Here is a 19846-nt window from a genome sequence, read left to right as displayed (position 1 = left end):
ACGTTTTATATATAGCAGATCCAAAAACCGTTTTCAACCAAAAAAAACCATTTTGGAACCTATATTCTCTTTCAACGACTTACATTTCTACAGCCTTGTCCGGGAATGTCAAATTGTCAAAATAACGCGATCGTTATTTAACTCAACGTGACGAACTTATCATGAAAAATAGCGGTTTTTGGATCCGCTTGTACAAAAAAAGCCAGCCTCCGCAAACGAAAGTGCGGAGGCTGGCTGCCGGTTTGAAAAAAGAAGAAAACGTCAGGCAAATTCCTGCCCCAGGGAAGAATCTTCCAGCAAATCAATATTGCGGCCTTCTCCGGCGACAACCACGGCATTCAGGATGAAATCGTGGGAATCAAGGGGAATGTCGCTTCTGAGCTGGCATGGGAAACATACGCCAATTTTAAGGCTGTCGGGAGATTGGGAGAACACCGCATCGTAAAATCCTTTGCCAAATCCCAGGCGTTTTCCGTCACGGGTAAAGGCAACGCCGGGAGAAAGAATGAGATCCAGCCGAGCGGGTGCGATCAGCTCCGCATCCGGCCTTGGCTCGCGAATTCCTTTATATCCCGGAAGAAGTTGCTCCGACGTATTGGTTACGCGCCGGAATTCCATATCATGGGGGCCGATGCACCGGGGAAAATACCATTCCACCTCGGGCATCAGAGCCACCAGCGGAAGCAAATCAACTTCAAACGGCCTGGCGGCAAAAGCGGAGACCCGGACGGGAGATTCCTTCTTTTCTTTCAACCCATTGATCACGAGAATCAAACGTCTGCGGATCGTACGGGACAATCTGGCCACTTCCGGAGCACCCAGAAGCTTCAATTCCCGCTTGATTTGGTCGCGTATGATTTTTTTCTGTTCCAGTATTGTTTCCATCAAATAAACCTTTCTACCTTATTTAGGCAGGTTTCACGCCAGAGACAAGTTTTTTCCGGGAAAACAAAGAGAGCGGGCGACAGAAGGGAAAGCGTTCCGCCGCATCAAGCCGGATCTGGGTTCTCCCCTTGCCTGCCGCCTCATCTGATACAACGGCAGTAATAGTCCACACGCGAGATGAACCAAGCCCATTTGGCCCGGGGAACACCGTTGTCCAAAAGAAGATGGGGACATTTTTTACCCGTCCAGTAATAATGCGGCACGACATTGCGCAAAGGGATGTCGTACTCATACATGAGAAAAGCGATCAATTTCACGGAACGGTCAAAGGTGCGGGCGATGCTCTCCCCGCGCTTTTCGCACATTTCGATCCCGATGGAATAACGATCGCCGGGACCGCCGGAATCTGCATGGTAACCCGATTCATTCAGAGGAAGATGCTGGACGACAAGATCCTGGTCGACAGTGAAATGCCAGTTGTTGCGCAAGGCGCCGTTATTCAATGCCCGCGCGTGCTGCATCGCGCCGGCACTCGGATTTTCCGTATTATGCACGGTAATGAAGCGCGGCTTCATCGAGTGACCCTTTGTCCTGCGGAGGCGGGAATTGGGCGACATCATCATGTTTTCCACAATGCGGCATTCCTTCCTGAGACGGCCGGGAGAACGCTTGATCAAGGGCACGGAAGACGGAGTGAAGGAGATCATTGGCGCAGGGCCGACCTTGCCCGAACCGGAACAACTCGTCAGCATCAGCAAAGCCGCCGCTTCCAGCAAAAAAGTACGTCTGCTGCGCGCTGCCGCATCGTCCGCCACAAGGGGTTTCCCCAACTCCATTAATTTCGTCAAATAATCCGAGGCATTAATAAAATCTTTCATAGGTAGTCCACTTCGAGTTCTTATACCGGTTCTTTTAAGCAAACAACATCCCGGACTCTTCTTAGGAATTAGATTTATTCCACTGATGAGGCAAGAAAAAAAACAAGCCGGGAATGAAAATATACGGAAATGACAATATTTTGCATTTCCGTACAAAAAGAGGCTGTCCCACCACAACGAATGCGACAGCCTCTTGAGTAAATACAATCATCCGCACAAAAAATGTGCGACGATGCAGCATTAAGCCTTCAAAGAAGAAGAAGCCTTAAAAGCAACCGTCTGGGATGCGGGGATGGTAATCGCTTCCCCGGTCTTGGGGTTGCGGCCTGTACGGGCGGCACGGGTCTTGGTAGCAAAGGTGCCAAAGCCCATAATCTGCACTTTGCCGGACTTTTGCACACCAACTTTGATTGCTTCAACAACGGCGGAGAGGGCTTCTTCAGCCTGCTTCTTCGTTGCATCGGCACCCAGCGTCTTCTGAATTACTTCGATAAGTTGAGCCTTGTTCATAGGAGATTTCAGAAATACATGAGGCATTGTATGCTGTAAAGATAAAAATCAACTCTTAACGTCTGATTTTTACACGTCTCCTCCAGGCCGGCAAAAGGAATTATTCTTCGTCGTCCGGCTTTCTTTCCACAGCAGCTCCGATGGACAGAAGTTTTTCATCTATCAACTCGTAGCCGCGGTCAATGTGGTAGAGCCTGTGGATCTCGGTCGTTCCCTCAGCCTTAAGGGCGGCAAGAACAAGAGCCGCGGAAGCCCGGAGGTCGGACGCCATCACGGGGGCGGCACTCAGGCTTTCCACGCCGGTAATCACGGCGGAACCGTTATCCACTTTGATGTCGGCCCCCATGCGCTTCAATTCCGAACAATGCATAAAACGCTGCGGAAAAATCGTATCCTTGACCACGCTGATGCCGGGAGTCGTCGCAAAAAGCGCCGTCATCTGCGCCTGCATGTCCGTCGGGTAACCGGGATAGGGAGATGTCAAAATCTTGCCGCTCCGCGGTTCCTTCCCCGGGACGACAGTAACGACGTCGCCGCGTTCGCTGAACTGGACGTTATGCCCGCAATCGATCAAAGCCTGGGTAATAGCCTGCAGGTGTTCCCGGCAGACGCGACGGATCGTAACCCCGTCCCCAACCATGGCGGCAGCCACCATGTATGTCCCGGCTTCGATGCGGTCCGGGATCACGGTATGGTTGCAGCCATGAAGCCTTTCCACACCTTCAATGACGATGCGGCTCGTGCCGGCTCCTTCGATTTTGGCTCCCATGCGGATCAGGAAATGGGCCAGGTCGACGACTTCCGGCTCGCAGGCGGCGGATTCAATCACCGTCTCCCCCCGGGCCAGGACAGCCGCCATCATCAAATTATCCGTCCCCAGTACGGTCGGGCCGTTGTCCCCCCTCAGATCGACAACGGTGCCATGCAGACCGTTTTCAGCAGAAATTTTCAGGACGCCATTGGCAATTTCCACTTTGGCGCCCAACGCTTCAACGGCCCGGATATGAAGATTGACTGGGCGGTCGCCGATGACACATCCTCCCGGAAGCGGGATATGACACTCGTGCTTGCGAGCCAGAATAGGCCCCAGCAAGCAAATGGAGGCACGCATTTTGCGAACCTGTTCATAGGTGGCGACGGCTGCAATTTCTTTAGCTTCGATACGGACATTGCCGCTGTACCGCTCGACGGAGGCACCCAGCTGACCAAGTATCTGGAGCATGTAATTGGTATCGGACACATCGGGCACACGGCGGATCATTACCGGTTCATCCGTCAGCAAAGCCGCCGCCAAAATAGGCAGAGACGCATTTTTCGAACCGCTGATATTGACGGTTCCCCTGAGGGTGCAGCCACCATGTACGACCAATTTCTCCATAATAAGTTCCGATGAAGCCGGGAGTATATGCATACAGGCCCGTTTTGCAATACTAAAGGGGCGGGGCCGTCACCCGATTTCAATCTTCTCCCTGGCTCTGGGGCGACTCCTGTTTTTCCGTTCCCTCGCCGTCATCCGTCCCGGGACGGCGCTGTTTGGAAGGTTTGGGGGGGGCCGGCATTGTAAACATTGGCCGCAGCCACCAAGCCGTTTTCCCGGACGCACAGGGCGGCATCGACTGCCTTGTCCAGGGTCGCTTCCAGCAAATCCCGTTCATCCGGAGGGAACGTGCCCAAGACATGCCCCACCATGTTGCCCTGCCCTGCCGGCGCGCCTATTCCAAACCTCAAACGCGGAAAATCCTGCGTGCCCAAGTGGCTGATCAGGGATTTGATGCCGTTGTGACCCGCAGCGGAACCGCCTTCCTTCAATTTGAATGTCCCCAGAGGAAAAGCTACTTCATCGTAAATCACGAACACGGCGCGGGGATCGATCTTAAAAAACCGGACTAACGGTCCTACGCACATGCCCGATTCGTTCATGAACGTCATCGGCTTGACCAGCATCACGCCAGGTCCGGCAGCCAGCATCCCCTTGCGCTGCTTGTCGTCGCGGAAGGAAACGCCCCAGCGGGCAGCCAGCCTGTCAAGAATCATGAAACCGGCATTATGGCGGGTCAACGCGTAGTTCTTCCCCGGATTGCCGAGGCCTACGATCATCTTCGGAAGAATGATGGGAGAAGTCATGAATTGAGGTTACGAAAAAGGAAAAAGCCCTCTCCGGCCATGGGGTGACATGGGCGGAGGGGCCTGAAATTTCAAGGACATGCCGCCAGGATCAAATCCCGCACGCATCGCCGCCATCCAGGTTCTTCACCGGAGGATTCGTTTCCAACTGGATGGAACGGTTCAGAGCATTGAGGAAAGCGCGGGCGGAACCTTCGATAATGTCCGTTGAGGCCCCCTTGCCGACAAGAGGCGTTCCACTGCCGAAATCGACATGAACCGTGACTTCGCCCAAGGCATCCTTGCCTTCGGAAGCCGCATTGACGGAATAGTCTACCAGCTTGCCCTTGCATTTCGTAATGCGTTCAATCGCCCTGAAAGCAGCGTCGACGGCGCCATTGCCGATGGCGGAATCCACAAACTTGCGGCCTTCCTTGACGAGGCCGATCGTCGCCGTCGCCCGGGCATGGCTGCCGGCGACAAACTGGATGAAATCCAACTGCCACAAACCGAGGCTTTCATGCAGGGAGGTATCCACAATAGCGGACAAATCGTCGTCGTAAACGAACTTCTTGGAATCGCCCAGCTTCTTGAACCGTTCAAACACGACCATCATTTCCTCGTCGCTGAGGACGTGCCCGAGCTGCTTCAGCTTGGCCTGGACGGCAGCGCGTCCCGAATGTTTGGTCAAGGGCAATTCTGTAGCGCCCCAGCCGACAACCTGGGGATCGATGATCTCATACGTTTCCCTGTTGTTCAGAATTCCGTGCTGGTGGATGCCGGACGAATGGGCAAATGCGTTTTCACCGACAATAGCCTTCGAACGTTGCACCTGCAGGCCGCTCATGCGGGAGACGATGCGCGAGGTCTTGACGATTTCACGCGTATTCAAATTGCAGGAGAAATCGCCGAACACGCCCTTGCGGGTCATCAGCGCCATCGCCACTTCTTCCAGGGCGACATTGCCGGCGCGTTCGCCGATACCGTTGATCGTTCCTTCGACCTGGCGGGCTCCGGCCTTGATGGCAGCCAGCGAATTGGCAGTAGCCAGACCGAGGTCGTTGTGACAGTGGACGGCTATGACGGCGTCGTCAATGTTCGGCACGTTTTCCTTCAGATAGCGTATGATGTTGTAAAATTCGTCCGGAGTCGTGTACCCGACCGTATCGGGAATGTTCACCGTCGTGGCTCCGGCACGGATGACTCCCTCGACAACCTTGGCCAGGAAAGGAAGTTCAGTCCGGCTGGCATCTTCAGGAGAAAACTCAACGTCCTGCACAAAGCTCTTGGCATAGGCGACCCCTTCCTCGGCCAGCTTCAGGATTTCATCCGCCGCCTTCTTCAGCTTGAAATCGCGGTGCAGTTTGCTCGTCGCCAGAAACACATGAATACGGGCCCGGTCGCCCGCCGGAGCCAAAGCCCTGGCTGCCGCCTCAATGTCGGATTTCACGCAACGGGCCAACCCGGCAATACGGCAGTTTTTAATTTCCGAAGCAATCGTACTGACAGCTTCGAAGTCGCCGTCGGAAATGCAGGGGAAACCGGCCTCGATAATATCCACGCCCAGTCTTTCTAGCTGACGGGCCACTTCGAGTTTCTGCCGGAGATTCATGGAAGCTCCCGGACATTGTTCTCCGTCGCGTAAAGTGGTGTCAAAGAAATATACTTGTTCAGACATGGCTGTAATTAATTGTGAAGTCTGCAATCTACCCGTCCAAATTCAGAAAATCAAGCCGGGATTCGGTACTATCCCCGGCAATCACCTCGACAATCGTGCCGCTTCATACATCAAGGATGCCTTTACAAGTGCATGAGGAAAGGAAAATCTTGCCCGGCAACGTTTTTGCGTTAAACTTCAAACAATCAAGCCATGAAAATATTACGTCCCCTTTCCTTTCTTCTGCCGGTAGCCGTCCTGTTGCTGGGCGGATGCGGAGGGAGCGACTCCAATTCCTCGTCGTCGATAACGGGAACCTGGCAATCGGGCAATACCTATTTCACCTTCGGTTCCCAGGATACCGTCAATGCCCGCACGTCCACCCAGGTATTCACAGGGACTTACACGGCTCAGGAAAACGGAGAGGAGACGAACGTCACCATGTCCCTGTCCGCCGACAACGGAGCCTCATCGACCAGCATCCGCACCGAAGGTTCCATGAGATTCCTGTCGCCGACTCAAGCCGTTTACACGCCAGTCGTGAGGGAAATCGGCAATTCGGGAGAGGCTGAAACAGCCCCCGACCCGGGTAACATCGGAGAAGCCGCCAATATGACCCGCCTGTAACGTCAGGACATCAGGCTTTCCCTGTTGACGAAAAAAACGGCACCCAGCATGCACAGGAAAGCCCACAAGTAGTCCATCTTCCATTTTTCCCCCATGTAAAACAGGGCGAACGGAATGAAGATGGCAATCGTAATTACTTCCTGGGCAATTTTCAACTGGGCCAGCGACATTCCGGCGGAATGCCCCAATCTGTTGGCGGGGATCATGAAGCAATACTCAAAAAAGGCGATACCCCAGCTAATCAGCAGCACGACCAACAAGGATTTATCGCTGAATTTACTGTTCTGCTTCAGATGCCCGTACCATGCAAGGGTCATCAACCCGTTGGATATCACAAGCAGGATAAGCGAGTACAAAATCTTCATGGCAGAATCGTCACAATGAGGGACGGCGGCAAAAACGTTACGCAATTCCCGGCTTTCGTCAATCCTTGGATGATCTGGGATCGAGCGCATCGCGCAGCCCATCTCCCAAAAAGTTCAGAGCAAGAAGCGTTAGCGAAAAAAACAAGGCAGGAAACAAAAGCAATTCCGGCGTGATCTCCATACGATCGGCTCCTTCCTTGATCAAGGTCCCCCACGATGAGTTGGGAGCCTTCACTCCCAGTCCGAGAAAGGACAGGACAGCCTCCAGCAGCATGATGCCCGGTACGGACAATGTCGTATAGACGATCACCGGTCCCAGCAAATTCGGAGCAATGTGGAAAAAGAGGATACGCGCATGTCCCAGTCCCAGAGAACGAGCCGCCTCGACGAATTCCTGATTCTTCAACTCCATCGTCTGCGTCCGGACGATACGAGCCAACGTCAGCCATCCCAAAGCGCCTATGGCAATGAAAAGCGGAATCAGCCCGGTCATCGGAGCCACCGTCTCGGAAGACAGCCCGGTGACCTCTGTCACCCAGGCAGTCAATTGTGAAGAAGGCTCCTGAATGGCCAGGGAGAAAATGATCACCAGCACAATAAACGGCAACGCGAACAACACATCCACCGTACGCATCATCAAAGCATCCAACCTCCCCCCCGCATAGCCGGAAACCAGTCCATAAGCAACCCCGATCACCAGGGAGACGCCCGTCGCAACCAGGCCGACCAAAAGGGATATCCGCCCTCCGTACAGAACACGGGCGAACAAGTCGCGCCCGAGCTGATCCGTTCCGAACCAGTGATCCCCGGAAACGCCCTCTGCAATGCGGGAAAGATCCTGTACGTTCGGATTCGGCAGCCACGGCAGCAGGGGGATCAAAAAGCAGGCTGCCCCGATCAGAGCCAGTATGACCAGGGACGCCATGGACGCCCTGTTGCGGCTGAGACGGATCATGGCATCGCGCCATAGAGAACTCCCCTGCTCGTTCATTTCGGATATTTCCGAGGAAAATGTCTGTCTGTCACTCATGATGATGCCCTCAAGCGCGGATTCATAGCCAATTGAATCAGGTCAACCGCCAAATTGGCCAAGACGATTAACAATCCGTAAAACAACACCAACCCCTGAATCAGGAAATAATCGCGATCCGTCGTCGCATTGACAAAATGCTGCCCCATGCCCGGTACCTGGAAACACGTCTCTACCACAAACGATCCCGTAATCAAAGCCGCAAAAGCAGGCCCCAGGTACGACACGGCCGGCAGCAAGCCCCCCCGCAAGGCATGCGTCCAAATCAGCCGGAACGGTCCCGCGCCTTTCGCCCGGGCCGTCCTCACGAAATCCATGGAAAGCACTTCCAGCATTCCCCCCCGCGAAAGACGGGCCAGGTACGCAGCGTTAATCAAGCCCAGCGTCAACACGGGCAGCACCAGACACATAGGGTCATCCCACCCTGCAACGCTTAACCACGGAATATTCATCCCCAGCAGCACCCCGAGCAAAGGAGCCACCACAAAAGCCGGAATACAAATGCCAAGCATCGCCAGCATCATCAGGCCCCAGTCCGGCAGACGGTTCTTGTACAAGGCGGCCAGGACGCCGGCAGGGATACCCAGCAACACGGATAAAGCCATGGCCCAAACGCCCAGCTGGAGGGAAACCGGAAACGCCTGGGCGATCATATCGGACACGCCGACTCCTTCCTTGACCAGCGAAGGCCCCAGGTCACCGTGCGCCAGAATATTCCACCAGTAATGCCCGTACTGCACCAGGGCGCTTTGGTCCAGTCCGTAATTGGCCTGCAACTGGGCCAGTACATGTTCCGGCAGGTTCTTTTCCCCCATGAAGGGATGGCCGGGAAGCATGCGGATCAGGAAAAAAGTAATCGTCTCCAGCACGAAAAGCACCAAGGCACCCTGGGCAAGGCGTTTGAGAATCATCTTCATCGAACTTTATCTCCTCCTTTCAGGTGAACATCCTCCAGAATATGGTTGTCCAGCAGCAGGGCATGCCATCCCTGAACTTCCGGTCTTTTCAAATAGCACCTGCGAGACCAATACAGAGGAATCACCGGAGCTCCATCCAGCATCAGGGATTCCGCCCGGCGCATCCAGTCCGTCCGTTCCTTCATGTCGCCCGTTTCATGGGCGCGGCGCATCATCTCGTCGTATTCTTTCTCCGTCCATCCAGTGTTGTTGTTGCCCGAATCCTGCGTCCACAAATCCAGGAACGAAGCCGGATCCAGATAATCCCCCGACCACGATGACGAACAGATATCGTAATTCATCGTATTCTGGGCAAACTTGTACGCCGTCCATTCGCAGGAACGGATATCGACTTCGATCCCCAATTGGCTCTTCCACATAGCCTGGATGGCTTCCGCCATCGTTTTCTGTACCTCGCGGGACGTCGTCATCAATTCAATCCTCGGAAAGCCGCGCCCGCCGGGGAATCCGGCTTCCGCCAGCAATCTCCGGGCTTCGTCCGGCGCATATCCGACTACGGAGGGAGTCTCATACCCAGCACCCGGCGGAGTAAAACCGAAACAGGGTTTCCCCGCACCGCCCGCCACATCGCGAACGAGAGACTCTCGATCCAGAGCCATGGATAGAGCCTTGCGGACACGGGCATCGTTCAGAGGAGGACGTTTCACATTTAACCTGTAGAAAATCGTCGTATAATAATCTTCTTGCCGGAACTCATCCCCCCCCTTCCGCCTGGCATAGGCCGTCATCTCGGCAGGCACGTTGTTGGACACGTGCAGCTTACCGTCGAAATACATCCGAGTTTCCGTAAAACCATTGACAATCGGCAGGAACCTCACCGCATTCAACCCCACCGAGTCGGCATCGTGATACCGTGGGTTTTTCCTCACCTCCACATAATCGTTAAACCTGTGCTCCGCCATCAGAAAAGGACCATTGCCGACAGCCGCCCCCGGGCGAGTCCACGCACCGGAGCGGTCCAGCATCCCTCCATGCGCCTCCAGAGCATGAGCCGGCACCGGAAACCACGTATTATGCAGCAACAGCAAGGGAAGCATCGGCATTGGAGCCCTCAGTTCCAGACGTACTGTCCGGGAATTCGGACAAACAATGCCCACCCGGGACTTATCCCACAAATCGGGTCTTCCCGCCCGGGCATCGGCCAGCATGCACGCCAGCACAGCCCGGCGATCTTCATCACTGCAGGAAGAAGGCCACGCCAGCAGTCCGGGATCGGCAGAAACGCGCTCCAATTCACCGGCAGTCATCCTATTCAACCCCTTCCGGACAAGTTCCGGCTCCGGGTGACTCGCGGGAACATCCTTCAACCCCTCCCAGTTGGCATCACGGATACGCTCCCAGGGAACGGAGAAACCCGATTCCGGTCCACACAATATTTCGCCACGGCGATCCTTGTTATACGCCTCCGCATTCTTCAGCGGATACAGCATATCGGCATAACGACCGCCAAATTTCGGATGCAGCAGGCGGTGATAGGCATAATCAAAGTCAGCCGAAGTTAAAGGAGTGCCATCGCTCCACACGGCATCCTCCCGCAGATGGAAAGTCCATTCATCCGCTCTGTCGTTCCGCTCCCATGTCCGAGCCACTCCGGGGTGATACGCGGAATCGTCGGCAGCGTCACCGCGCAGCAACCCCTCCATCACCGCATTGATAATCTTGCTGTCCGCCACAGACGTTGCGATATGGGGATCGAAGCTCTGCGGCTCCGCATTATTGCCAAGGATCAGCATGCCCTTCCTGTTTGCCTCATCCACGGAACTTCCGTCACGGCAACCGCCACACAGCAGCAGCACGGCAATCGGAATCATCATGGACAATCTCATGCGCACACTCTGCCAGCACAACTCACATTTGTGGAGCGAATTTTGCAACCTCTCTCCCATTGCGGAAAACAATCGTACAGCTACATGACGGAGGCAGCCATTCCGGTTCAAGTGGGCGTCCCGATTCTTCATCCAGGGAAATTTCCACACCCTTTTCAGTAAAAAAAGCAAATGAAGGTCATTCGCCGTTTGCTTTCAAGATGCAGAGAACGTACGACATACATACGATCACGGATACGCGCGCGATCAAAGCTTGAATCCGGTCCTCCATGAACAGTATGATTGATGACGTGCCTGATTCCTACTTTCCATTCTATTCTGCCATCGGCGTCATGTTCTGCATTGCCATCATCATTCTGATATGGACAAGCCTGAGAGACCGCAACGAATCCATCAACAGCCGAGCCGGAAAGTTCCTCATTTACTCCCTTTCCATCCTGTTGGTACCATCCATCATCCTTCTTGCCGTCCAGTCATTCATCGTCAATCCATTCATGGAATCCACCCTGGAACAGAAAGAAAAATTCGCTGCGCAAAACAGATACCTCGGCAGCATTACCCTGGAATGGGACGGTAAGATTATCAATGAGCACGATAAGCTCAAAAACATTGAACAAACTATCTCCCACCGCCTGCACAACAACAAGCAAGTCAGTGCCATCACGTCCGACGCAAATTCGTCCAAAGACCTTTTCTCCACCAAAATCATCTTCTCTCCGCACACCATTCCTGCCGACGACCCGTCAAGCAACTTGCAAGTCCGCAATATCATTAAAACCATCCAAAGCCCCCCCGTCGACAACACAGGAGAAGATATCCTCTCCATCCGCACTGTCCTGACCGACCCCATGGAGGAACCCCCGGCCGGTTTCCGTAGACTTCCCTGGAAAAACGGATTTGTTTATGTCGCGGAAACGAGTCACATCACAGCCAAAGACGTCCTCACCGCCAAACCCCACGGCAAAAACTCCCTCGTGGCCACCCTCACCGAAGCAGGCCAGCTCCGCATGAACGCCATGGCCCGGTATGCCGATGCCAGCAAAAGCCAGGTAGCCCTCATCCATCATGGAAAAGTTGTCGGCATCTATGAGCCGGAACCGGCTATTACGGACCAATTCATCATCAACCCCATCCCCAAGGAAATCGCTATGGAACAAGCTGCCGACGAACTCTCCATGCCTCATTTGGGAACACCGTCCAGCAACATCAAATTCGACTACGTCACCCCCAGTCCCGAAGGTTTCCGATACAGTCTGGCGGACAAAATCGCATCCATTCCCCCCGTTGTAAGCACCTATGCCTGGCTGGGGCTCATGTTCCTGATGCTCATCGTTACCTGCGTGGGCATGCTCGTTATCCATGCCAGAACGAAAACGTCCAACGATCACGAATTTTGACGAAAATCGTATCTCCATCGCCCTGATTTCAATTGACTTTCCGTCTCTCGGGGAATTAGATAAACAATGAATGGCAAAAGGGATTCCCCTCGCCGTCAATTGATAATAAAAAAGGAGCAAAGAACATGACCAACCTGGAAAAATTTGCCTATGCAGGCATGATCTCCTGCAGTACTCCGTCCCCCAACCGGGTCGGGTATTTCTCCCCCACGACACTTCATTCCGAAATCGAAGCCGGGGCGGCCAGCATCCAATCCACCGTTGTTCTGGGAACCGGTTCCTGCCTTTGTACCAACAATGAAGGCATTGCCATCGGAGATGTCAATCCCAACACCGGTCACATTCATCCCGGGCGAGTCACAGTAGAAAAGGATGCCTGGATCGGCCACATCGGAGACAAAGGGGGAAACATCCTCACCATCGGCAAATGTGCGGACGGAGTTCTTATCATCAACAGCGGCAAAGGCCTCTTCGGCAAGGGAGACATCGTCAACCCCGCCGCCCACATCGCCACAGTCAAAGTCAATGAGGGAATGCTCCTGGCTCACCACATCCGCATGGAGAACCCTCTTTCCTCCCTCACCATCCGCAACGGCATCGTCCGGACAGAAGCCGTTGCCGGCCGCTTTACAACATGGGTTTTCAGCGGATTGTACACAATCGGCTCCACGGCCAAAGCGGGGGAAATCCGCCTGACGGGCCGCGGCTCCCTGCTCTTCGGTATATCCTCCCATAAACTATCCGCCGCCGACATGGGACATGCTGGCGTCAACTTCATCGGAGACGGAGGCGCTCTCATTGTCCGCCTGGACGATACCGGAGCCTCCCTGTCACAGACCTACGAAGCCGAAGCCTTCTTCGACGCCCTCCTCAAGGAAGGCAAACTGAAGCGCGACGACCAGCCCGTCAAGGACTTCGCCGGATTCAAAATGGCCAAAGTCATCGGCCACGACAACCATTGCTACGCCGTCCTCCGTCCCATGCAGGAAGGCAGCATCCGGAAACTTATGCCCGATGCCCTCAAAAAATTCTTCTACGGAGACACCAAGCAAACCTACGGATTGTAACCCGTTTTTCCATCCGTCGCGTCAGGCGATGCGGCCACGCCTTTCCGACTGTCCTGTTTTTTGATTGTAATTATGTAAAAATTCCCTGATAAAGCACAACGTATCCGTTGCATTATCATAAACGGATACCCATTCTACACCCGATATTTTCCTTCACATCCCATCCTACCATGGCCAATCTCAATAAAGTATTCCTGATGGGGAACCTGACAGCAGATCCCGAACTCCGTACTACTCCCAAAGGGACAGCCGTTACAGACATCCGCCTTGCCATCAACAGGTATTTTGCAGGAACTCCCGAAAACAACGACCGTCAGGAAGAAACGACTTTTGTGGACATCACTCTCTGGAACCGCCAGGCGGAAATCGCCTGCACCTATTTGAAAAAAGGCCAGGGTGTCTTCATCGAAGGACGCCTCCAGCTCGACTCCTGGGAAGACCGTCAAAGCGGACAAAAACGCACAAAACTCCGTGTTATCGGGGAAAACCTCCAGCTGTTTCCCCGCGGCGGCGGATCCGGAGATTCCTCCGCCCCCCGTCAACAATCCGGCGGTTACCAGCAGCAGGGAGGCAGCAACTACAGTGCCCCCCGCAGCGGCAATCCCGGATATCCACCCCAGTCAGCCCAAGGCCCCGTCGACGATTTCGGAGACGACGACGATATTCCGTTCTAAAGCATTGATCCCGTCAATGGGGGTATTCCCCTCATGAACAAATCCCCCCGCCAGCGCACGCCACGGGGGGATTTTTCATATGCCGTCAGCCTCCGGCGTCAGACCGGGGCAGTCATTTGCTCTTTCCTATTGATAAAATCGTGATAACCTGAACGCCACATGGAAGAAGATCTTCATGCGACTAAAACGCCCAGCCGTAAAGAATGGTTAAGCTTTTCGTCGCTCATTCTGATTCAGTCCCAGAATGCTTTCAACGAAAAAGCGGCCCAATTCCTGCTGATCCCCCTAGCGGCCTGGCTTTGGAACGAAGCCGGGAACATGGAATATGCCCTGGGGGCTATTATCGGCCTTCCCTACCTGCTGTTTTCCCCCCTGGTGGGCTGGCTGGCAGATTGCTTCTGCAAAGCGCGCATCATTCAGTTCATGACGTTCCTGCAAATCGGAGTTATGGCCCTCATGTGGCACTGCTTCGTGGCACACGACATATACGGGGCTATCCTGTGGTTCTGCATTTTCGCCATCCAGGCCACTATCCTGAGTCCGGCCCGGAAGGGTATCGTCAAAGACATGGTCGGATCCCGCCAGCTGGGCTTCGCCTCCGGAATCGTGGAAATGAGCATCATCTTCTCAATTCTGGCAGCGCAAATCGGTATTTTTATCTGGTTCGACGAACTGCTCCAAAGTACCGGTGACGGTTGGCATGCCGCCGCCTATCCGACGATGATCATGATTCTCGTCGCCGTTCCCGTCGCCATTGCCTCCCTCTTCCTGCCCCGCTATCCTGTCACCCAGAAAAAGCCCTTCAAGATCAGCCTTTTCTACGAACACTTCCTACAGATTAAATTCCTCTGGCGCCAGCGTAATCTCCGTTTGAGCGAAATCGGCATTTCCTATTTCTGGTTCCTTGCCGGCGTCCTTATTCTTATCACCATCCAAATAGCCAAGGACGTCACCAGCGGCGATGTAGGTTTCGGGTGGGTTGCAGCCATCCTCATGGCGTGGCTTAGCGGAGGAGTCATCGTCGGCGGAGTCATCGCCTCCATCATCTGCCATAAAAAAATCGAATTGGGCCTCATCCCCTTGGGAGCCATCGGTTTGACCGCCGGCTGTATCTTTACCTCCTTCTTCGAGCCTATGACGCTGGGAAGCAACCTCGGCTTCTCTATCACCGGTGCCTTCGCCTCAGCCTACCTCGTCCCGCTGAACGCTTACCTGCAGGACAACTGTGAGCCTTCGTCACGAGGCAACGTCATCGCCGCCGGCAACCTCCTGGACATGCTCATGGGACTCATTGCAGTCGGTTTCCAAATGGTGATGAAGGAATTTATCCCCATCCAGCAACAATTCATCGTCCTCTCCTTCCTCGGTCTGGGCATTACCATCGTCGCTCTGCGCCTCATCCCCCGGGAATTCATCCGCATGATCGGCCTCTGGGGCATGCGTTTCGTGTACCGCGCCCGCATCATGGGGCAAAACAACATCCCTGAATACGGGGGAGTCATCATCATATCCAACCATGTGACCTATGGAGACGCCCTGTTCCTCTCCATGGTTTTTCCACGTCCCATCCGCTTCATCGTTGCAGAGGAATTCGTCACTTTGCGCTGGCTCGGCTGGCTACTGGAACTCTTCAACTGTCTTCCCATCTCTTCCCGCAAGCCACGTGAAGCCCTATCCAAAGCGATCCAGGCGCTCAAAGACGGTGAAGTTATCTGCATCTTTCCCGAAGGCCAGCTCACCCGTACCGGTACCCTCTGTGCCGCCCGGCGCGGCCTGGAGCTGATGGCACGCAAATCCCACTGCCCGATCGTCCCAATCTACATGGACGGCTTGTGGGGCAGCGTTTTTTCCTATTCCGGGAACCGTTTCTTCTCCAAGAAACCCCGGCAAATTCCCTACCGTTTCACAGCAGCCATCGGAGAACCTCTCGATCCTCAGACAGTCACATCCGTCCAAGCCATCAATGTCCTCCGCAGACTTTCGGCGGATTGCCTCGACGTCTCCGCCCATATCGGGCGCAACAGCATTCTGGCACATCTGGAGAATATCGGCACGGACATGCTCGTTACATCCAACACCGGAGAACTGACAGGCAATGACATAGCCCACTACCTCATCAACGAGAGCGCTCCTCCGGACAAGGGAGTCCTCACGGACTGGGTACGGCAGTTCATCGACTGCTGTGGTGACAGAGACAACCTCAACAGGTTGTGGATCAACGCTCAGCAAATTGACCGCGTCAACTCCTTCCTGCCAGGGGAAACCATGTTGACAACTGTTGGCAACGGAGAAAACCAGGAAGCGGTCGTCGCTATCTTCTGGCCCATTCTGACCAACACGCCGGTCTACCTGCTCAACGACCACGATTCCTCCATCCCGGCCTTCATCCGCCAAATAGCCGGAGGATTTCATCTGCGCAAAAGACTTTACGATCTTGTTCCTCCCAGGAGGCTCCAGTTCTACGACTTCAGCAACAAGCCCAGTCTTACTCTGCCCAACACGACATGGAAACCCTGTTTCTGTTCCGACAAAGGCTGCGTCATCTCCATGTCCATGTGCCACGGCGTGTTCAAACTGGACGACGGTACCGTCCAATTGGGTATGAGGCCGCGTACCCTCGGCCGTCTCCTGCCGGGATTCTACCAGACCAGTAGCAATGCCTCTGAAATCATGGGGCCATCCCTCAAGGAACCCTACTCCCTTCCGCCTAACACCTACCTTGATGAATCGGGATTCCTCGCAGAATTGCAGAGTGATTCCAAGGATTCATGAGTCTCCACCTATTCCCCCCCATGGAACATCAAAAAAGATTGCCCATCGACCAATACGTCATGACCTTGGCTCACGCAGCCGCCCTGCGCTCCGAAGATCCCTATCGGAAAGTCGGCGCGGCAGCCCTTGATGCCGACAACCGCGTCATCGGAACCGCCTACAACGGTCTCTTCCCCGGCTTCAAAGCCACAGACGAATTCTGGAGCAGCCGCGAAGGACGCCAAAAATACATGCTCCACGCAGAAATCAACCTCTGCAGCCTCATACGCCGTGGAGAAGCTAAAATCGTCGCCTGCACAACCATGCCCTGTACGTCCTGCATGCAAGCCCTGTGCGCCCACGGAGTCAAAACAATTTACTACGCCGAACCCTATGCCAAATCCGACGCCCCCGCCATCGCCGCCATGTATGGAGTGGAACTCATCCAGGTGAACGACTACCCTCTTTCTGCTCATTTTCCTCTTGTTGCCGACGTTGATTGACAACCATTCCCAGAAGATCCCCATTTCAATCTACCCTATCCATTCTCCGTTTCATCCGTGAAAATTCATAACCGTCACGGACGGTTAACACAAAGCGCGCTTGACCTAGTGAACAAAACGGAGACAATCCTTCCCCATACTCTCAACTGATACCTGTTCATGAATTTGTTGGCACAATCTCCACAGAACGCGGATGCCGCCCTTTATGGGGGAAATCCCTTTTTCAATTTTATCTTCAACTGCTTCAGCGATCCCCTTTTTATCTTCATCGCTGGCATGGCTCTTCTAGGGCTCTTCTTCTGGTATCTGAGTTCCGATGATGACAAAATGAAGAGGAACTCCGGCACCCTCTTCATCATTGGCATCTCCGCCTTCTCCCTTTTTTCCCTGATGACCTCCGGCATCCGGTACGGCATCGATATCGACGGCGGCGTCTCCTTCACGCTCCAGGTTCAACCCAACATCATCGACGGCAAACCGGAGCCTCTCTCCTCCCAGGCCATGGAACAGGCTTGCCTGACCATCAATGAACGATTGAACGCTTCCGGTGCCAACGAAGTGACAGTCATGCCTCAGGGTCAGGATAAAATTCAAATCCAGATCCCGGAAACGGACCCGGAAAAAATCAAGAAACAGCGCGAAATCATCACTAAAATCGCCCACTTGGAGATTCTTCCCGTCCACCCGGACAACCATCGCCTCATCAGCGAAGGTATCGAACGCGTCCCCGGCTACCAACTCTACGACTACGAATTCACCAGTGAATCCGGCAAGGTTTTTCACGAAAAATTCTTCCTCACCAAACTTCCCCTGCTCACCGGCAAGGACATCAAAAGCGCCCATCCCAACTACGCCCAGAAGGGGTACATCGGCGTAACTCTTAGCAATGACGGAGCTGAAAAACTATGGAATGCCACCCTCAAAATGAAAAAAGGGGTAGACCGTCTTGCCATCGTTCTCGACGGTCGCGTCATCAGTGCGCCCGTCGTCCAGGCTAACCTTTCCAAGGATTTCAGCATCAGCGGACTCGATAAACCCGGGGAAGCCGAACAACTCGCCAAAACCCTGACAAACCCCCTCTCCAACGAACTGAAGATCCTTGAACAACGCCAGGTATCCGCCTCCCTCGGCAAGGCAGCCCTCGTACAAAGTGAATGGGCCGGTGTAGCAGGACTTCTCATCTGTTTCCTCCTTGTCGCCATCTACTATCGTTTCGCCGGCATCGTCGCCATGGTCGGCCTGACCATCAACGCCCTGATCCTGTTGGGCCTCATGTCCCTCTTCGGATTCGTACTGACCCTGCCGGGCATTGCCGGTATCGTACTGACACTCGGTATGGCCGTTGACGCCAATGTGCTCATCAACGAACGATTGCGGGAAGAAAAGGAAAAGGGCAACAGCTTTGGCTATGCTCTTCGCAAATCGTATGAAAAGGCATTCTCCGCCATTTTCGACTCCAACATTACATCGCTCATCACCGCCGTCATCCTTTTCTTCATGGCCAGCGGTACCATCAAGGGATTTGCCGTGACCCTCATCATCGGTATTCTCTCGTCAATGATCGGCGCCATCGTCGTCACCCGTGTGCTCTTCTATTGGATGGAAAAGACGGGATTGCTCCACAACATGCAGTTCCTCAACGTCTTCAAGCGCATGAAGAAGTTCGACTTCCTTTCCAAGCGTAAAATCTTCATGACCATCTCCGTCACGTGCATCGTCGCCAGTTTCGTCGCTGCCGTCGTCCAGAAGGACAAATGCCTCGGCATCGACTTCACGGGAGGTACTTCGATCACCTACGATATTCCCGACGGGGTCAAGACCGATTTCAAGGATGTTGAAAAAATCATTGCCAAACTGACCTTGAGCCAGACGACAACCGTGCAGGAGTTCACCACGCCGACAGGAGATTCCATCATTATTCGCTGCGCCGCCAATCAGGATGACATTGCAAAAATCACCCAGGCCGTGCAGAAGGAGGTTCCGCAGATTGTCAAAACCTCCGGTCCAAGCGTAGACATGGTCGGCCCCATCCTCGGTGAAGAATTCCTCAACAGTTCCATGTGGGCTATCATAGCCGGCCTCATCGGCATCATGCTCTACATGGCCGTCCGTTTCGAATGGTCGTTTGCTCTGGCCGCCGTGGTCGCTATCTTGCACGATGTTATCCTCGTCCTCGGAGTCGTCATCATCTCCGGTGAACAGTTGAACATCATCCACGTCGGCGCCATTCTTACTATTGCGGGGTATGCCGTTAACGATACCATTGTTATTTTCGACCGTATCCGGGAACAAATCCGTTTTGCCGATCCCGACAAGGACGAAAAGGCAATGATGAACGATGCCATCAACTTCACTCTGTCCCGTACCATTCTGACGTCTGGAGCCACATTGAGCACGGTTATCTGCCTCTACTTCTTTGGCGGTCCCGCCATGCAAGACTTCTCGTTCACCATTCTTGTCGGTATCCTCATCGGCACATACGCTTCCATCTGTATCGCTCCGGCCTGCGTCTTCTTCTTCACACGCAAGCACAGCCTGCATGAAGAAGTGAACCGCGCCATGGATGCCGAACTTGGCAATACCACTCACTAAAAAA

Annotated in this window: 18 protein-coding genes; 8 read left to right on the top strand and 10 right to left on the bottom strand. The window is 54.2% G+C overall.

Annotated features, from left to right (window positions below; genetic code table 11):
- Window positions 1-261 precede the first annotated feature (261 nt).
- From QET40_RS00950 to QET40_RS00925, 6 genes are all read right to left on the bottom strand, one after another.
- Window positions 262-885 (bottom strand): 5-formyltetrahydrofolate cyclo-ligase, encoded by a 624-nt coding sequence (locus QET40_RS00950; RefSeq protein ID WP_280125292.1) that lies wholly within the window; start codon window positions 883-885, stop codon window positions 262-264.
- Between the two features lie 140 nt (window positions 886-1025).
- Window positions 1026-1763, bottom strand: a complete 738-nt coding sequence (locus QET40_RS00945) for an N-acetylmuramoyl-L-alanine amidase (RefSeq protein WP_280125291.1) — start codon at window positions 1761-1763, stop codon at window positions 1026-1028.
- A 240-nt stretch (window positions 1764-2003) separates the two neighbouring features.
- Complete coding sequence (locus QET40_RS00940; protein ID WP_280125290.1) at window positions 2004-2273, bottom strand: HU family DNA-binding protein; 270 nt, start codon at window positions 2271-2273, stop codon at window positions 2004-2006.
- Window positions 2274-2373: 100 nt separating this feature from the next.
- Entirely contained in the window at window positions 2374-3651 is a 1278-nt protein-coding gene (gene murA / locus QET40_RS00935) for a UDP-N-acetylglucosamine 1-carboxyvinyltransferase (RefSeq protein WP_280131600.1), read from the bottom strand.
- Window positions 3652-3782: 131 nt separating this feature from the next.
- A complete protein-coding gene (gene pth, locus QET40_RS00930; RefSeq protein ID WP_280125288.1) occupies window positions 3783-4397 on the bottom strand; it encodes an aminoacyl-tRNA hydrolase in 615 nt (204 codons plus the stop codon).
- Between the two features lie 91 nt (window positions 4398-4488).
- Window positions 4489-6054, bottom strand: coding sequence for a 2-isopropylmalate synthase (locus QET40_RS00925; protein WP_280125287.1), 1566 nt, complete (start codon window positions 6052-6054; stop codon window positions 4489-4491).
- Here QET40_RS00925 and QET40_RS00920 point away from each other — a divergent pair.
- Window positions 6053-6190, top strand: a complete 138-nt coding sequence (locus QET40_RS00920) for a hypothetical protein (protein ID WP_280125286.1) — start codon at window positions 6053-6055, stop codon at window positions 6188-6190. The genes QET40_RS00925 and QET40_RS00920 overlap by 2 nt on opposite strands.
- A gap of 56 nt (window positions 6191-6246) precedes the next feature.
- Entirely contained in the window at window positions 6247-6660 is a 414-nt protein-coding gene (locus QET40_RS00915) for a hypothetical protein (RefSeq protein ID WP_280125285.1), read from the top strand.
- 2 nt (window positions 6661-6662) lie between these two features.
- On the opposite strand, the gene QET40_RS00910 is transcribed toward QET40_RS00915, so the two are convergent.
- The 4 genes from QET40_RS00910 to QET40_RS00895 are packed head-to-tail and all read right to left on the bottom strand — an operon-like array spanning window position 6663 to window position 10846.
- A complete protein-coding gene (locus QET40_RS00910; RefSeq protein WP_280125284.1) occupies window positions 6663-7025 on the bottom strand; it encodes a DMT family protein in 363 nt (120 codons plus the stop codon).
- A gap of 58 nt (window positions 7026-7083) precedes the next feature.
- Entirely contained in the window at window positions 7084-8055 is a 972-nt protein-coding gene (locus QET40_RS00905) for an ABC transporter permease (protein ID WP_280125283.1), read from the bottom strand.
- Window positions 8052-8966, bottom strand: a complete 915-nt coding sequence (locus QET40_RS00900; RefSeq protein WP_280125282.1) for an ABC transporter permease — start codon at window positions 8964-8966, stop codon at window positions 8052-8054. Before QET40_RS00900 ends, QET40_RS00905 begins: the two co-directional genes overlap by 4 nt.
- A 2-nt stretch (window positions 8967-8968) precedes the next feature.
- Window positions 8969-10846 carry a peptide ABC transporter substrate-binding protein gene (locus QET40_RS00895; RefSeq protein ID WP_280125281.1) on the bottom strand — a complete coding sequence of 626 codons (1878 nt, stop codon included), beginning with the start codon at window positions 10844-10846 and terminating at the stop codon, window positions 8969-8971.
- Window positions 10847-11127: 281 nt separating this feature from the next.
- Here QET40_RS00895 and QET40_RS00890 point away from each other — a divergent pair, with 281 nt between their 5' ends.
- The 6 genes from QET40_RS00890 (at window position 11128) to secD (ending at window position 19842) form a co-directional block, all read left to right on the top strand.
- Window positions 11128-12255, top strand: coding sequence for a hypothetical protein (locus tag QET40_RS00890; protein WP_280125280.1), 1128 nt, complete (start codon window positions 11128-11130; stop codon window positions 12253-12255).
- A 125-nt stretch (window positions 12256-12380) separates the two neighbouring features.
- A complete protein-coding gene (locus QET40_RS00885; protein WP_280125279.1) occupies window positions 12381-13322 on the top strand; it encodes a hypothetical protein in 942 nt (313 codons plus the stop codon).
- A 170-nt stretch (window positions 13323-13492) separates the two neighbouring features.
- Window positions 13493-13996, top strand: a complete 504-nt coding sequence (gene ssb / locus QET40_RS00880) for a single-stranded DNA-binding protein (RefSeq protein ID WP_280125278.1) — start codon at window positions 13493-13495, stop codon at window positions 13994-13996.
- A gap of 159 nt (window positions 13997-14155) precedes the next feature.
- A complete protein-coding gene (locus tag QET40_RS00875) occupies window positions 14156-16768 on the top strand; it encodes an MFS transporter (protein WP_280125277.1) in 2613 nt (870 codons plus the stop codon).
- The gene (locus tag QET40_RS00870) at window positions 16765-17250 is read left to right on the top strand and encodes a deoxycytidylate deaminase (RefSeq protein ID WP_280125276.1); all 486 of its coding nucleotides are present in this window, start codon (window positions 16765-16767) and stop codon (window positions 17248-17250) included. The genes QET40_RS00875 and QET40_RS00870 overlap by 4 nt, the downstream gene beginning before the upstream one ends.
- A 159-nt stretch (window positions 17251-17409) precedes the next feature.
- Window positions 17410-19842: a protein translocase subunit SecD gene (secD, locus tag QET40_RS00865; protein WP_280125275.1), complete on the top strand. Its 2433-nt coding sequence runs from the start codon at window positions 17410-17412 to the stop codon at window positions 19840-19842.
- Window positions 19843-19846 lie beyond the last annotated feature (4 nt).

This window comes from Akkermansia sp. N21169 (genome assembly GCF_029854675.1).
GTDB lineage: Bacteria > Verrucomicrobiota > Verrucomicrobiia > Verrucomicrobiales > Akkermansiaceae > Akkermansia.
Note: the sequence above shows the minus strand (reverse complement) of the source record. Positions and strands in the feature narration are given on the sequence as shown.